The sequence below is a fragment of the Enterovibrio norvegicus genome, assembly GCF_002876705.1.
Classification (GTDB): Bacteria; Pseudomonadota; Gammaproteobacteria; order Enterobacterales; family Vibrionaceae; genus Enterovibrio; species Enterovibrio norvegicus_B.
This window is the reverse complement of sequence record NZ_MDAG01000008.1, coordinates 114,702-129,366: the sequence shown is the minus strand read 5'-3', so window position 1 is coordinate 129,366 and position 14,665 is coordinate 114,702. Positions and strand designations below refer to the sequence as shown.

General features: G+C 47.8%; 12 protein-coding genes. 8 read left to right on the top strand and 4 right to left on the bottom strand.

The genetic code is table 11. The annotated features are described in order from the left end of the window. Nucleotides 1-130: 130 nt before the first annotated feature. Nucleotides 131-1,645, bottom strand: coding sequence for a cell envelope integrity protein CreD (gene creD / locus BCT27_RS05050; RefSeq protein ID WP_102315934.1), 1,515 nt, complete (start codon nt 1,643-1,645; stop codon nt 131-133). Nucleotides 1,646-1,889: 244 nt separating this feature from the next. Here creD and BCT27_RS05045 point away from each other — a divergent pair, with 244 nt between their 5' ends. Then, the gene (locus tag BCT27_RS05045) at nt 1,890-2,243 is read left to right on the top strand and encodes a hypothetical protein (protein ID WP_017012094.1); all 354 of its coding nucleotides are present in this window, start codon (nt 1,890-1,892) and stop codon (nt 2,241-2,243) included. 11 nt (nt 2,244-2,254) lie between these two features. Continuing rightward, nucleotides 2,255-3,130, top strand: a complete 876-nt coding sequence (locus tag BCT27_RS05040) for an AraC family transcriptional regulator (protein ID WP_102315933.1) — start codon at nt 2,255-2,257, stop codon at nt 3,128-3,130. 304 nt (nt 3,131-3,434) lie between these two features. Here BCT27_RS05040 and BCT27_RS05035 read toward each other — a convergent pair whose 3' ends face one another. Together BCT27_RS05035 and BCT27_RS05030 are read right to left on the bottom strand one after the other, a co-directional pair. Then, complete coding sequence (locus tag BCT27_RS05035) at nt 3,435-5,015, bottom strand: beta propeller repeat protein (protein ID WP_133153372.1); 1,581 nt, start codon at nt 5,013-5,015, stop codon at nt 3,435-3,437. 66 nt (nt 5,016-5,081) lie between these two features. After that, complete coding sequence (locus tag BCT27_RS05030; protein WP_102315931.1) at nt 5,082-5,753, bottom strand: hypothetical protein; 672 nt, start codon at nt 5,751-5,753, stop codon at nt 5,082-5,084. A 629-nt stretch (nt 5,754-6,382) separates the two neighbouring features. Here BCT27_RS05030 and BCT27_RS05020 point away from each other — a divergent pair. The 5 genes from BCT27_RS05020 to BCT27_RS05000 all read left to right on the top strand — a co-directional run bounded on the left by BCT27_RS05020 (nt 6,383) and on the right by BCT27_RS05000 (nt 12,358). Continuing rightward, complete coding sequence (locus BCT27_RS05020) at nt 6,383-7,969, top strand: ABC transporter substrate-binding protein (protein ID WP_102315929.1); 1,587 nt, start codon at nt 6,383-6,385, stop codon at nt 7,967-7,969. Between the two features lie 2 nt (nt 7,970-7,971). Then, entirely contained in the window at nt 7,972-8,904 is a 933-nt protein-coding gene (locus BCT27_RS05015) for an ABC transporter permease (protein WP_102315928.1), read from the top strand. Continuing rightward, nucleotides 8,904-9,713, top strand: coding sequence for an ABC transporter permease (locus tag BCT27_RS05010; RefSeq protein WP_102395214.1), 810 nt, complete (start codon nt 8,904-8,906; stop codon nt 9,711-9,713). The genes BCT27_RS05015 and BCT27_RS05010 overlap by 1 nt, the downstream gene beginning before the upstream one ends. Continuing rightward, nucleotides 9,688-11,091 carry an ABC transporter ATP-binding protein gene (locus tag BCT27_RS05005; protein ID WP_102395213.1) on the top strand — a complete coding sequence of 468 codons (1,404 nt, stop codon included), beginning with the start codon at nt 9,688-9,690 and terminating at the stop codon, nt 11,089-11,091. Before BCT27_RS05010 ends, BCT27_RS05005 begins: the two co-directional genes overlap by 26 nt. A gap of 361 nt (nt 11,092-11,452) precedes the next feature. Next, complete coding sequence (locus tag BCT27_RS05000) at nt 11,453-12,358, top strand: LysR family transcriptional regulator (protein ID WP_102315925.1); 906 nt, start codon at nt 11,453-11,455, stop codon at nt 12,356-12,358. Between the two features lie 10 nt (nt 12,359-12,368). On the opposite strand, the gene BCT27_RS04995 is transcribed toward BCT27_RS05000, so the two are convergent. After that, complete coding sequence (locus BCT27_RS04995; protein ID WP_102395212.1) at nt 12,369-13,460, bottom strand: DUF2235 domain-containing protein; 1,092 nt, start codon at nt 13,458-13,460, stop codon at nt 12,369-12,371. Between the two features lie 387 nt (nt 13,461-13,847). Between BCT27_RS04995 and BCT27_RS04990 the strand changes: the two genes are divergently transcribed. Beyond that, nucleotides 13,848-14,663 (top strand): putative hydro-lyase, encoded by an 816-nt coding sequence (locus BCT27_RS04990; RefSeq protein ID WP_102316188.1) that lies wholly within the window; start codon nt 13,848-13,850, stop codon nt 14,661-14,663. Nucleotides 14,664-14,665 lie beyond the last annotated feature (2 nt).

The window sequence follows — 14,665 nt, the reverse complement described above, 5'->3', positions numbered from 1 at the left end:
CGAGATTGCGAATCAGTGTGGGTGCGGTCCCTGAGTTGGGGCAAGAGTAACAACCACACCGCCCTTTTCTTCGCCACGATCTCTTATCTGCTCTTTCTAGCCTCTCGCAATCTCAATCCTCGCCTCTGCGTTACCCTCTCTCGCTCTTCCCAGGAACTAGGACCTGTTCTTTCTGCTCTCCTTGCTCTCCTTGCTCTTCCCCCTTCCCTTTCCTCGTCATAAACATCAAGGTCAACAATACCGCCACCAGCAAACCACTGCCCATCAACAAGGCGTAGTCTTCGAGTCGGAGGATGGAGTATAAGAGTGCATAGAGCCCCGTGAGCATCGACAACATGATGATCCCTCGTCGCGTACTTCCTGTTGCGCTGCCCACATACGCAGGGATACTGACCAAAGGAATACTCGCCGCCGCCATGAATGCCATGGTGAAGCTCAAATGTTCAGAAAGCGCCAACAACACCAAATAAAACAGCGTCATCGCTGCACCTACCATGGCGTATTGCAGTGCTGACAAGCTTTGCGCATTCCCTTGCTTCATGCCGAGTTCAAACATCATCAACACGATGAAAGTGAGTGCCACAAACAATAGGCCGTATTTCACCGAGCGCTCAATTTTTCCGTAGTGGGTGTTTGGCTCAAACAGCTGGGTATAGGCGCTCGCTTCTTCAAGATTGACGCTGGAAGAATCCACAAAAATCTGAGGATAATTTCGACTTAAATGGCTGATGTCCCACTCTGCAGAAAATCCACCTTCATTAATTTGTCTTGCCGTTGGCAATGCGCCGCTAAAGCTTGGATGCGGCCAATCTGTGTGAAGTTGGATTGTCGAACTCTCACCCAATGGCAAGAAGCCAATGCCTTGAGAGCCGCGTAACCGGATTTTAAAATCTAACGTAAACGGCACAGGCTTTTGCGCCAACGACATTGGGCGATGAAAGCCGCGTTTCAGTGCACCTGTGTCTAACCCTGTGCCTGACATCAAGCTCACTTCAGCGGGCAACCCTTCCCCTGTCACCGTAAACATGTCTACGCCATCAATGGCTTTATTCGCCGATAACCCAAACACCAAACGTGCGGAATCAAAATGAAACGTTTCTAGGTTAGCAATATTGGGTAACACAAAGTCAAACTCAGCTTTCCCCTCAATCGAGCTTTGATAAACCAGCGACTGATAAATACCTCGGGTGCGAAAGTCGTGTGTCAGTCCCGCTTTAAGATCGAGCGTTTTTGGCAAGATCACGACTTCATCATAGCGATGTGTTCGGCGCTCACTCACCTCTTTCAGTTCGCCGTCTCCCGTAGCCACTTCTTGAATCACCACATAGGTGTAAGGCAGCACTAGCACAGGCCCCGCCAAGGTTTGCTCACTCCCCCATGACTCACCGATTTCATTCACCACGTCTTTGTACAAATACTCTCGCTCATTCGCCATGTCATGCACCATAGAAAGCGGCACGATCGCAAGCAAACACAGCACTAGGGCCAGCACGCCTTTCAACAACAGAGAACTTCGTGCCTGTAACTCGGGTAAATCTATATTGACGTTTAGGCGGTTTAACCCGGTTTTAATGAGCACAAATGCCCCAAAGCCAAACACGGCGAGTAGCAAGAGGGCAAAGAGCCCAAAGATTAAGTCAGTCATGAGTCTTCCTTGCGAATTGATGACCAGATGATGTGTGAAAGGACATTAAACCAAAGTGATGAAGTCACAGGCTGGCAATGTGGTGATCAATTGTGGCGAGAATATGGCGGGCGTAGTTGGACCGAATGGGGTCTTGGCGATTTTTAGACACTAGGCGGGTTCAATTTGAAAACCGCACAAAATATCAAAACTCACTGTTCAACATTCGTCACACTGCCATTTTTAATCGAAAGGTAAGTGAAAGATGGATAAGCAAAAAACATGGGAAACCTATGCAAGTGCATGGAAGGCTGAATCAAGAGAAGAAAAAATTGCGCTGTTTAGTCAATCAATGAATGAGAATGTGGTGTATACCGACCCGCTCATTCAAACAGAGACGTGGGACGACTTGCTTCAGTATATGTTGGATTTCCATCAACAAGTCGATGGTGGTCACTTTGTTACGACGTATTTCATGTCACACCATAATAAATGCCTCGCGAAATGGAATATGTGCGACCGAGAAGGACATATACTCGGAGAGGGGATCAGTATCGGTGAATACAATGATGAAGGGCAGTTGGTATCCGCGACTGGCTTTTTTGAATTGCCAGAATAAGGGTAAGCATATTGACCTATTTGGACAAAATTCAGATTGGCGTCGATTTTATCGAAGCCAATCTTGGAAACGACATTCAGTTAAATAACGTCGCGAAAACAGCGGGGTTAAGCCAGTGGCATTTTCAACGTATCTTCAAGGCGTTGACCGGTGAAACGTTAAAAACCTACATTCGAAATCGCCGGTTATCGTGCTCACTGCTTTCACTGGAGGTTAACGACAACCGCATATTGGATATTGCTCTAGAAGCAGGGTTTGAATCTCAAGAAGCTTATACTCGGGCCTTTAAGTCACTTTTCGGCGTGACGCCAAACCAATATAGGCAGATAGAAGGTAAAAAAAGGTGGTTGAAAAAGATTCAATTCACACCTGATTACCTGCGTCACTTGAATCAGCAAGTTAAATTGAAACCAGAGATCATTGAACAGAAAACCATGATGCTCGTCGGATTGAGAACCACGTTTTATGGGTCTGACTCAGATAAAAATAACATCAGCCAAACCTTGCCAGCACTGTGGGACGCATTTTTACCACGAATCAAAGAAATTCAATGCCGCAACGATCCTTATGTGGCTTACGGTGTGGTGCAACCAACAACAGAAAACACTGAATTGTTGGAATACATCGCAGCAGTGGAGGTTTCGTCACTCACAAATATTCCTGATGGACTCACCGCGGTGTCGATCGCAGCATCACGATATGCCAAGTTTTCACATCGTGGTAAACCAACGCAATTAGACAGCACCGTCAATTTCATTTATTCCACGTGGTTGATGGGGGCGACCTACACGCATACTCAAGGGCCAGACATTGAAACATATGGAAGAGAATACCAACCCAATTCAGATGAGTCGGTCATTTACTATTCTCTGCCTATTCAGGAATAGGGGCATAAAGTGATCGAGGTATCTCGCCACCAAATGGTATCGAGAATGGGGGCCTCTCCTTCCCTCTTTATCCAAATGCTTCGGTTCCTCCGTCAGCTTCTGATTCGCGAATGACAGCGTGACAACCGCAAGCACACCAAACACAGCGATAAGCAAGAGGGCAAACAGCCAAAAGATTAATTCTGTCATGGGTCTTCCTCCCATGAAGAGTGGTAGGTGATCGTCGAGAAAACATTAAACCAAAGTGATGACGTCACAGGCTGGCAATGAGGAGGTCATCCCTCCTCATCCCTTAACTTTTAAATTAGAAAGCTCGCCCCCAGCCTCCTTTGTAAAACTCACGAACAAGACCATTGGCTGTCGTACAGTAAGCTCTTAATCCATCGTCATTCATGAGCAATCTTACACAGCCCTGAGGCGATTGAGATACAAGCTGCCATTCACCATTAAAGAACTTATTAAGATTGATTTTTTGGTAATCTCTCTGGTTCCAGAGAATTAAATCCCCATAAGCGTTATACCCCAAATAAAGAGGGTTTGGTGGAATGTCAACTTCTTGCCAAGTGGTGCCTAGATCAGTACTTTTGTAGCTATCAGAAAATATTCCAGCACGCAGCCACATCGTCATACTTCCGTCTTTGTGTAATGCCATACCATGCAGATCATCTAACAGTTTACTCTGCGTTGAAACTCCACTATTTATGTCCACTTTCACAAAGTTATCATCTGGGAAAGCAATGTAAATTTCGTTGTTATTATTGATAATCGTAGGATTAAAACTCGCAGCATAGGTAGCATTAGCGTCCACAGATACTAACGTGTTAATTTTCTGATTGTCATATTCAAACAAAGAAACATTAGGTTTTACACTAGCATTAGCCCTATATTTATCAAAAGCCTCACCCGCCGCAGGCTTCCATGCGCCAATATACATTTTCGAATTAATTTCTTTTATGTAAAAGATAATTTCATCGGAGCTCAATCTAAACAGTTCATTCCATGAATTACCCTCATCATAGGACACAATGATAGCGCCGGAATCTAATGCAGCATAAATATGGTTATTATCAGAGACATCTAACGCAACAACGGCATGTATTGAACCAGTATCAATAATCAACGGGTTACTTTTTCTATCTCCCCAAACCTTAATCTTACCAAAATAGGTTCCAATATAATCTTTACCGTCTTCTCCTGAAGCGATAGCGCCAGTTACAGGGAGGTAGTGCTGGTATTTTTTGAGCGTATCATAGTGACCTTTCCCTTCACGAAAAACACCTGTAGCTCTCGTTTGTTGCGATTCCTTCTCGTGATCAACGATGAGATCTGCAATCAAGCCTTGCCCTGTCGAACCATACTCAATCTTTCCAACTACGACAGGTTTATTCGATGATGTCCACGATACTTCAGGAGCATTTTTAAATAAATCTAAGTTATCTAAAACAACATTAGGCGTAAAATCTTTCTCTCTAGGTAAAGAAAGAAGTGAATACGTTCCACCACCTAAGCTTAAAGGGACTAACGTATTAAGATCAGTAATTCCACCCAGCTTAACTTCAAATGGTAGAAATGTATCCTTTCTAAGCTCAACTCTATCTAGAGTTATAACGGTTTGAACAAGCAATGCTGTTATTCTATAGTTACCTGGCTCAACCCACCGCCAAGTGTTTCTACTCTTCCTTACATCATGACCCGTTATAAGGAAGTATGATTTACCATCATCTCTTTCTATTTCTATGCCTAAAGACAAAGGTGAGTTAAACGAAGCGACAAGCACGCCTTGACTTTTTATTTCCACACTTGGATCTGGCTCTGGTATGAGCTTACATCCACTTAGAAAAAACAATATCGAAAAACTAACAAGCAATAATTTTAAACTAGCCAACATAAAGTCCTTTTATTTTAATACAGCCAATCCAACAATACTCCACACAAGGCGGGGTTTAAATGACTATGATGGGTCAGCACCTTTGTCCACAGGCTTAGACCCTTCCTTTAACTTCTGATAAGCGAATGACAGCGTGACAACCGCAAGTACCGTGATGACATGACTAAAAAAGGTAAAGATCGCATCAGGAACACCGAGAAGTCCCAGAGGGATTAAGAAGAAGCTAAAAACCAGCGGTGCTATTGCGACGACGCAGAGCATGTAGAATGTTCGCTGCGCTGTCAGATTCCATGCATAAGGAAACGATACCGCTTTGCCGAGAGCAATGGCTGGAAACACGAGGCAGAGGCGGCAAGCAAGAATCCCCCCGATAATCGCAAGCACACCAACAAGCGCACCAATAACGGGGGCTAACAAGAAGACCGCATACACCCCGAACCAAAGACTGAGACAATGTGCTAAAAACCATAGCTCTATCTTGCCTATCTTGAAACGCCCCCACTTCGGTACCGACTCTTCTCCTTCCAGCACAACACGGTGAACGTTTATCGCGATGATTGAGCTCAGAATTGCCTCAATGAATAACACTGAATAACTAAACGATTCGCTTTGCAATTCAATCGCGACCAATTGCAGTAAAATTGAAATCAAAATTGGGATAATGGTAATGCGTAAAAGCGCCATTTTGTGCCGAAACGTAAACCAAAACGCAGCGGAAAGCGTGTCACCAAACATCTGGATATCCTTATCAATCCATTGAACAAACTCGCTTTCTCAGCAAGCCATACGCGCATTGCTAACGCTAACCCAATTCAGTTTACAGGGGTTACTCAATCCTAAGACCGCACGGAAATAATCGCGGTTTGGGTCAGGGGGTATTCCGCCTTAATCGCCTCATTTCTTTGAATGCGTATAAAATATTAGACAAAACGAAGTTGATAACAATTATCGTTTAAAGTTGAAACACAAATTGTTATATTATAACAATTCTTGTTCTCGTGGCGTTGATGTTGTGTCTTTTTTTCATCGTGTTACTGCATCGCCGCAGTTTATATTCTTACTCCTTTGTTTAACGCTAGGGTTAAGTTTCGCTTCCTTACACCACGAAGCCGACACGTCTGAAGACTTTCACACAACACACCAATGCTCGGTTTTTGATTCCATTCACCATGCCGTGATTTACGCGACCGTTTCGATATCAACAACCGTGGATCCCGAACATGACAAAACCTTTGAAAGTGTAGAAGCGCGCCTCAGCGCGAATTTCCGTCCACGCACTCGCTCGCCACCGTTGTCATAGCGCCCTCCATTTAATCATTACACCTTCATTTTTATGACGTTAAAGGAATACGTTAGGGATCTTTATGACTGAAATTTCATACGCCACGGTGGCGAAAAAGAAGAAAATCGTTCGAGTGTTCGTTTATGGTGCCCTCATTCTTGCATGTGTTGCGGTATGGTTTTCAACCCAACAGCCAGCACAATTAACCCCCGAGAAATCAAACACATTATCCATCAGTGGGCCTTGGGAAATCTCCAGCCTGGATCCGTCCAAGCAAGGCTACATTCTCACTCGCATGCAGGTTATCGAAACCTTGTTGAATGTGAATGAGAAAGGCGAAATCACGCCAGGTTTAGCGTCTGCATGGCAGGTAAGCGATGATGGCGTAGATTGGACGTTCACACTGAAAGATGACGTGGTATTTCACGATGGCACAGCCATGAATGTTGATGCGGTATTGGGCAGCCTCAACAACGCGTTAAAAAAGCACGGTACGCTCAAAAAAGCCTCCGTAGAAAGCATTAAAGCCGTTGGCGATAACCAAATCCAATTTCACTTGAGCGAACCTTACGTCGCCTTCCCTGCACTTCTGACCAACTATTCGACCGCCATTGTTTCGCCGGCGTCTTATAACGAAACGGGAGAGATTGCGACACTGTATGGCACAGGCCCATATCAAATGGAAAGCTTCGAACCACCCCACAAACTAACGGTGAAAAAGTTTGGCGACTATTGGGGCGACAAAGCCAACATCACGTTCGCGACCTACCTGACAGGGCACCGTCCTGAAAGCCGTATTCTTCAAGCAAAATCGGGCGAAGCTGACATCGTGTTTACGCTTGCCCCCGCCATGATCCCACAGTTGGCAGACACCAGTGACGTTAACGTGCACAGTAACCTGATCCCCCGTACCTTGTTTGTAAAACTCAACAGTGGCCATCCTTTCCTTGATGACGTGCGCGTTCGTAAAGCCCTGAGCATGGCGATAAACCGTGCGGCGATTGCGAAAAATGTCTTGAGTGCTGAAGGTTCTGAAACCGCGCAGTTGCTACCAAGCTCTATGTCTCAATGGTATGTGGCGGACTTGCCGAACGATGAATTTGACCAAGCTGAAGCCAAAGCGCTATTCGCTGAAATGGGCTGGGAAGCCGACGAAAGTGGGAAACTCACCCGTGATGGAAAACCTTTCCAAATTCGTTTAATCACTTATGCCGATCGCCCTGAACTCGCCACCGTAGCGACTGCGATTCAGGCGCAGTGGGCAGAGCTTGGTGTGGATTTGGTTGTCGATATCACCAACTCAAGCATGATCCCAGCAGGACACGCTGACGGCTCGCTCGAAATGGCACTGATTGCGCGTAACTTTGGCTTCATCGCAGACCCTCTTCCGATCATCAGCACCGATTTCTCTAACGGCGGTGGCGATTGGGGCACCATGAACTGGAAAAATGCAGAGGTTGATGCTGCCGTCGCTGAGCTCATGCAAACCCGCGACACAGCGCGAAGCACCGTATTAAGCCAACACGTCGCGAAAGCCATTCACGAAGATTACCCTGTACTGCCTATCTCCAGTTATAGCCAACACACGGCAGTAAACGGTCGCGTCCAAGGCTTCGCGTTTGACCCGTTTGAGCGCAATTACTTCATCAACCAAATGGATTTTAAATAAACATGCTTTCGCTGATTAAAAAGCGGTTGTTCCAATTGGTTCTCGTGGCGTGGGGGGTTGGTACCCTCACGTTTATCATGATGAGAAGCTTACCCGGTGATATGGCTTACCGCATTGCGGCAAGCCGATACGGGCAAGATAACGTGGATACCGCCGCCGCCGAGTTGGTGCGCGAAGAACTCAACCTCGACCAAGGCTGGTTCAGCAGTTATGTCAGTTGGTTGATGGAGCTGATGCAATTCAACCTTGGCAATTCACTCGTGAGTGGTTTGCCAGTGAGTGAAGCCGTTGCCCACCAGCTCGGCCATTCGCTACTGCTGGCGGTATTCGGGATTTTGCTGTCTTCCCTGATTGCCGTGCCCCTGGGGATTTGGTCAGCAAAGAAAGGCGGTGCGATTAACAGCGCGCTTGTTTGGTTTTCAACGAGCACCAAAGCGCTGCCAGTTTTTGTGTTGGGCTTGGTATTGATCCTTGTTTTTTCGATGGAATGGCAACTGCTTCCCGTGGCTGGATTTGGTACCTGGCAACATATCGTGCTGCCAGCCCTCACGCTAGGTATCAGCTTGGCCGCAGTGTCTAACCGTGTTGTGCATGCCAGCGCACTCAACGTGCTGCGTTCTCCGTTCTATCAATTCTCCCGTGTCAAAGGGTTGTCTGAGTTACAAACCTTTCTCCGCCATGGCGTGCGAAACATGGCAGTGCCCGTGATTGCGTTTATCGGCATTCAACTGGTGAGCGTGATTGAAGGCATCGTGATGATCGAATCCCTGTTTTCATGGCCGGGCGTTGGGCACGGTTTAGCACACGCCATTTTTGCGCGTGACATTCCCGTCATCCAAGGCTGCGCACTCGCAATGGGGGTGCTATTTGTGTTACTGAACAGCGTTATCGACGTCGCGTGTTATTGGATCGATCCAAGAGGGAGAGAAGCGTAATGATGAAGAATCTTACGGCCCGCCAGTATAGTGGATTGTCCCTTTTGTTTGTGCTGTTTGGCTTCGCATTGTCTGTCAGCTGGCTATCGCCTTACACCATTGAACAACAAGATCTCGCCATGACTTTACTTCCTCCAGACAGTGCGCACTGGCTCGGGACCGATCACTTCGGGCGAGACATGGCAACACGCCTTGCAAGTGCGATTGCACTGTCTTTCTCGCTAAGTTTGCTCTGCGTGATCACGTCATCCGTGTTGGGGGTTGCCTTGGGGGTGTGCTCAGCATGGGCAGGAGGTCGCGTTGAACAAGCCTTAGATGTATTGGTGAACATCCTGTTGGCCTTGCCTGGATTGGTCATGGTGCTGCTGCTTGCCGCCATCGCACCGGGGTCGTTCCTTGTGCTTTATTTGGCGATTTCATTGGTTCAGTGGGTTGAGTATTATCGCGTCACCCGCGTCATTACTCGTACCAAAATCAACAGTCCAGAAAGACAACTCTCCGCCATGATGGGGTTTGGAAAGTGGTATCAATTCAAACGTCATATTTGGCCAGCCATTTTGCCGTCGGTATTAACCATGGCTGCTTTTGGGGGAGCAAACGCCATCCTCATGATGGCATCCCTCGGCTTCGTCGCTGTTGGCATTCAGCCACCGCTCGCCGAACTGGGGTTAATGAGTGTCGAACTTTTCCCGTTCTATATCGAAGCACCGTGGGTGTTGGCGCAACCTTTGGTTGTGGTCGCATTGCTGGTGTTAGGTTTTCATCTTTTAGCAGGAACAGGCGATGACCCCATTAATTCAATTGACTGATCTCTCGATCAACGCGGAGGATGTATCGCTTCTTGAGCCACTCTCGTTATCGCTCTTTCAGGACAAACCCTTAACCATTTTGGGTCAAACCGGCTCAGGAAAAAGCCTGTTAGCGCAAGCGATCATCGGCTTGCTACCTTCCACTCTGCAGCAACACGGTCGCGTCGAAATCATGGGAAAATCCCATGATATTCCCGCTCTAAAAACGCTTTGGGGTAAACAGATGATCATGTTGCCTCAAGAACCTTGGCGTGCGTTAGATCCGCTGATGCAAAGCTATCAACAAGTGGCCGAAGTGTATGAATGCGTGCACGACCAAAGCCCTGAATCCGCGTTTAATAGTGCAATCAATGATTTGGATGAATTGGGGCTAAAATCCAGTGCGTTGAAGCGACCCGGCCAGCTTTCTGGCGGCATGGCGCAACGTTTGGCCGTGGCCGCTGCAACAGCAGGCGGCGCAACCTTGATCCTGGCGGATGAACCCACCAAAGGGCTCGATGTTAGCCGCAGGGATGACATCATTCAGCTTTTGATAAAAAGTGCACAAGGCGGCGGCTTGCTGACAATCACACACGATATCGATGTCGCTCGTCAAATTGGTGGCGATATCATAGTGATGAAAGAAGGCACCGTGGTTGAGCAAGGCACAGCGGCTCAAGTGCTCGAACAACCGCAGCATCCCTACACACAAGCACTGATCGCCGCAGACCCTCGTCATTGGAGTAAAAGTGAGTATCCACAAGCACCCACCAAACCCGTGCTGAACGTCAGCGGTTTAAGCATTGGTCGCCAACAGCACTCTCTCGCGAAAGACATTTCTTTCACGCTTCATGCAGGCGAAGTCATGGGCGTGGTTGGCGACAGCGGTTGCGGAAAAAGCACATTAGGCGACACGTTACTTGGGCTGCTTCCTCCCTTAGAAGGCAGCATCAATAAGCTGGGTGAAAACATCACCCCTTATCAATGGCTCAAACTGTTTCAAGACCCGCCATCTGCCGTCACATCAAGCGTTACCCTTGGGACGTTACTGGACGATCTGATTGTGCTTCATAACATTGATAGGCAGAAAATTGCGCCTTTAATGGAAAAACTCAAACTTGCCCCTGAGCTGCTTGAACGACGAAGTACCTCAGTATCAGGCGGCGAGCTACAACGTTTTTCAATTCTTCGGGCGCTACTGCTCGACCCTGTGTTCTTGTTCGCCGATGAACCCACATCTCGACTCGACCCGATCATTGCCAAGGAAGTGACAGAGATTTTAATCACCCTCGCCAAAGAGCAAGACTGCGCCGTGTTGTTAGTCAGCCATGATAAGAATCTGATCGAGAAACGCTGTGATTCGGTGATTCGTTTGGGCGTTGCAAAGGCGGGAGAATAAACGGAGTAAGAAAGACAGTTCGTTGCCCTTCTCTTGTTACCAAAAGAATAATGAGAGAAGGGAAAAGTCGCGTTCCATCGCTTATGCAGCAAACAACAACCCAACAAAAGCAATGAGCGGGATAACAACAAAGAAGGCCAAAATGGCATAAAATAACGGCTTAAAATAACCCCAGATAAAATCGAAGATCGCGTCGCCATTTCCACATTCTTCCGGTTGAGTTCATCTTGCGATCCCTTTAGCGTCATCATTCTCAAAACCCACACGCCCATGCTGTGTCTATTCCCTTACTCTAATGCTCACTGTGCCAAAACAATTGAAACGTCTATCTTTTCAATAACACGCCATCATTGAGTGAGTCATGAACCTTAAACGTATCGAAACTTTTGTCTTGGTCGCGACACTGCGCAGCTTTCGAAAAGCAGCCGAGCAACAATTCACCACTCAACCGGCAATTTCGTCCCGCATTGCAGGGCTTGAGAAAGAACTTGGCGTGATCTTGTTTGATCGTGATGCGTCACCGATTTCATTGACCGCGAAAGGGCGAGAGCTCTTGCCTTATGCTGAGAAGATGTTGATTTCGGCAGAGCAGTTTGAGCGCCGCGCAGAGAACAATGCGCTATTGAGTGGCACCTTGCGATTAGGGGTGTCGGAATCCATCGTGCATACATGGCTGACTGCGTTCTTGCGCTGCTTGCATGACAAATTCCCAAGTTTAGACATTGATGTGACTGTCGATGTGACGTCGAACCTACGTCATGATTTGCTCGATAGAACCTTGGATTTGGCGTTTCTAATGGGACCCGTTTCGGAGCCTTCCGTGACCAACTTACCCTTGTGCAGCTACCCGCTTGCATGGGTTGCGAGCCCTTCGATTGCCTTGCCAGATTCAGTGGAATCTCTGGAACATCTTGCTCCTTGGCCCATCATTACATACGCCCGCAATACCCTGCCATTTTGCGAAATCAAAGAGCATGTGGCGCAAGCCGATGTGTCTGGCGTGCATTTCTTTACGTCCAGTTCTTTATCGGCTTGTTTACGGATGACAGCGGATGGGCTTGGCGTTGCCACCTTGCCCATGGCGATTGCAGCGCCTGAAATTGCATCAGGTAGGTTGAGGATTGTGGAATGCAATTGGACGCCTTCACCACTCGAATTCACCGCATCTTTCATGCGCGCGCCCTTGAATGGCGCGGCACAAGAAGCGGCGAAGTTAGCCACGCAAGTCGCGGCTCGTCACGTTGGAGAGCACACCTTGATTGAGTAAGCCTGTGTGTTTAAGGAGGTGTTTGTTCAGCGTTGATCAGCGTTTGAGGTCGATAATCATGTTCATGCCAACGCTGCCACACGCTTGGATCGATACTGACATTCAAAGCAGGTAAATCCCCCCTACCGAGATTGAACGCACGATAGAAACGTCCGTTTTCATCCCCCTTGCCACGAAAGCGCTGAAAGGTGGCATAGAAACCGCGAATAAACTCATGAAAGGAATCGCGGGGTTGTTTGCGCCAAGGTTCCTTCGTGAACACATGCTGCGACACGTCTAAATCAAGCCCGAGTCCCATCGCTTTCTCAGCTATCCAACCGAAGGGAATTTCCCGCAGGGTGTCATTAGGATACCCACCGCCCACATTGGCATGTGCGCCGATAAACCAGCGCTGTTCGACCTCTTTAATCGGCCTCATCACGGTGTTTGCATTACACGTCCACAGTGCCGCGTTGTAAGCACTTCGATGTTCATCTAACGCCATGGCATGAAAAGCATGTTTAATGCTGTCAGAGAGCGTTGTGTCGTGCCAGCTGAACACGCCTTTTTCCGACAAAATCGTACCCGGCACACCCAGGGCGCCCACCGTGTCCCACACGCCCATAAAGTGAATATCAACGTCGCGACTGAAATCGCGTCGAAAGTTCACGCACTCTTCAGAGTCCCGTGTGAGCGATGGGTTGCTGTAGAGCGCCATTGCTCGTTTTAACAGATCAGGTGTGACAATGTTCAACAAACCACACAGGCGAATGATCCCACCCAAGCTGCGGGCGGTGTAAGCACCACGACTGAATCCAAACACCCAGATTTCTTCTTGGGAGTGGCAATGCTTGGCGAGCCATTCATAGCCTTGTAAGAGGTTTTTGGTTAACCCCCAGCCCGATATGCCGCCAAGAAAACGGGTCGCGGCAGACGTTCCCACTCCCGGATCGTAGAAAAAACGCTGACGTACACCGTGCTCATCAAAGGGTTTAATGCATTTGGCGAGTCGATAGACATTGGTTTGATCTTGCGGGTCATTCCATGTGCCGTCGAACAACACGATAAGACGTTGCTGAGATTTTGCTCCAAATGGGTTTTTTCTTGCGCCGTCGCTCGTCATAAATACCTCCAGCGACCAAGGTCTACATTCTGTGAAAGCGAACGTGACCTGTTCGTGTTTTTTGTGTCAATGGCATCCTTCGGAGGCTGCGTTGTTCCATGCTTTGGACACTTTACCTAGAAATTTTATGCATTAACCACGAGCAATGAATACGCAAGGTCGAGACAAGTCGAGTGGTTTCACAGCCATATACCCAAATAACACGTTTAAAACAGCCCATTTCGTGACGAATTCCAGATGTTTCGCAGTGTTTAAGGACCGATTAATTTTTTTTATGACAAAAGGTAAAAAACTATAATTGGACGGAATGACACCAAACTGCAACATTTAATTAACACAACGCAATCACTGAAAGGGTTAAGGATGACGACCACGTTACCAACAGGCATGGAACGTCCTATCGCATTTATGCAGCGTGATGCTGCATTGGCGGAAGCACGTAATCTACGAACGAAAATCCGCCGCGGCGAATTTCAGGACGCCACCAGCGGCTATGCTTCAGGCCTAGCACAAGGCAACGTGGTGATTTTACCCAAAAACTGGGCGGATGATTTCTTGCTGTTCTGCCAAAAAAACCCGATTGCTTGCCCACTGCTTGCGGTGTCGCTTCCCGGCCAGCCTTTACTCGATGCACTGGGCGATGACATTGATATTCGCTCTGACGTCCCCGAATACCGTGTGTTTCGACACGGTGAATTCACCAAAGAAACACAAAACATTCGCGACTTATGGCGTCCTGACATGGTGACGTTTGTGCTCGGCTGTTCGTTCTCATTTGAAGATGCGTTAATGCGCGCTGGGTTGTCGCTTCGTAACATCGAAAGCCAGTCCAACGTCTCTATGTATCAAACGAATATCCCCGCGAATCCTAGCCAACATTTCAGCGGCAACTTGGTGGTGTCTATGCGTCCCTTTACGCCTGCCGATGCCATTCGCGCTATTCAAATCACATCGCGTTTACCGAAATCTCACGGAGCGCCGATTCATTTTGGCAACCCAGAAATGATCGGTATCAGCGACATTTCTTCGCCCGACTTTGGCGACCCGGTAACCATTAAAGACGATGAAATCCCCGTATTTTGGGCGTGTGGTGTGACGCCGCAATTAGCCATTGCAAATGCACGCCCACCCATTGCTATCACTCACGCGCCAGGGAAGATGCTCGTGACTGATATCAGTACTGAACAACTCTCAATTCTTTAACG

Bases quoted from the DNA above. Each gene is read 5' to 3' on its own strand.
- creD (WP_102315934.1), bottom strand. From the start codon at position 1,645: ATGACTGACTTAATCTTTGGGCTCTTTGCCCTCTTGCTACTCGCCGTG.
- BCT27_RS05045 (WP_017012094.1), top strand. From the start codon at position 1,890: ATGGATAAGCAAAAAACATGGGAAACCTATGCAAGTGCATGGAAGGCT.
- BCT27_RS05030 (WP_102315931.1), bottom strand. From the start codon at position 5,753: ATGTTTGGTGACACGCTTTCCGCTGCGTTTTGGTTTACGTTTCGGCAC.
- BCT27_RS05020 (WP_102315929.1), top strand. From the start codon at position 6,383: ATGACTGAAATTTCATACGCCACGGTGGCGAAAAAGAAGAAAATCGTT.
- BCT27_RS05015 (WP_102315928.1), top strand. From the start codon at position 7,972: ATGCTTTCGCTGATTAAAAAGCGGTTGTTCCAATTGGTTCTCGTGGCG.
- BCT27_RS05010 (WP_102395214.1), top strand. From the start codon at position 8,904: ATGATGAAGAATCTTACGGCCCGCCAGTATAGTGGATTGTCCCTTTTG.
- BCT27_RS05005 (WP_102395213.1), top strand. From the start codon at position 9,688: ATGACCCCATTAATTCAATTGACTGATCTCTCGATCAACGCGGAGGAT.
- BCT27_RS05000 (WP_102315925.1), top strand. From the start codon at position 11,453: ATGAACCTTAAACGTATCGAAACTTTTGTCTTGGTCGCGACACTGCGC.
- BCT27_RS04995 (WP_102395212.1), bottom strand. From the start codon at position 13,460: ATGACGAGCGACGGCGCAAGAAAAAACCCATTTGGAGCAAAATCTCAG.
- BCT27_RS04990 (WP_102316188.1), top strand. From the start codon at position 13,848: ATGGAACGTCCTATCGCATTTATGCAGCGTGATGCTGCATTGGCGGAA.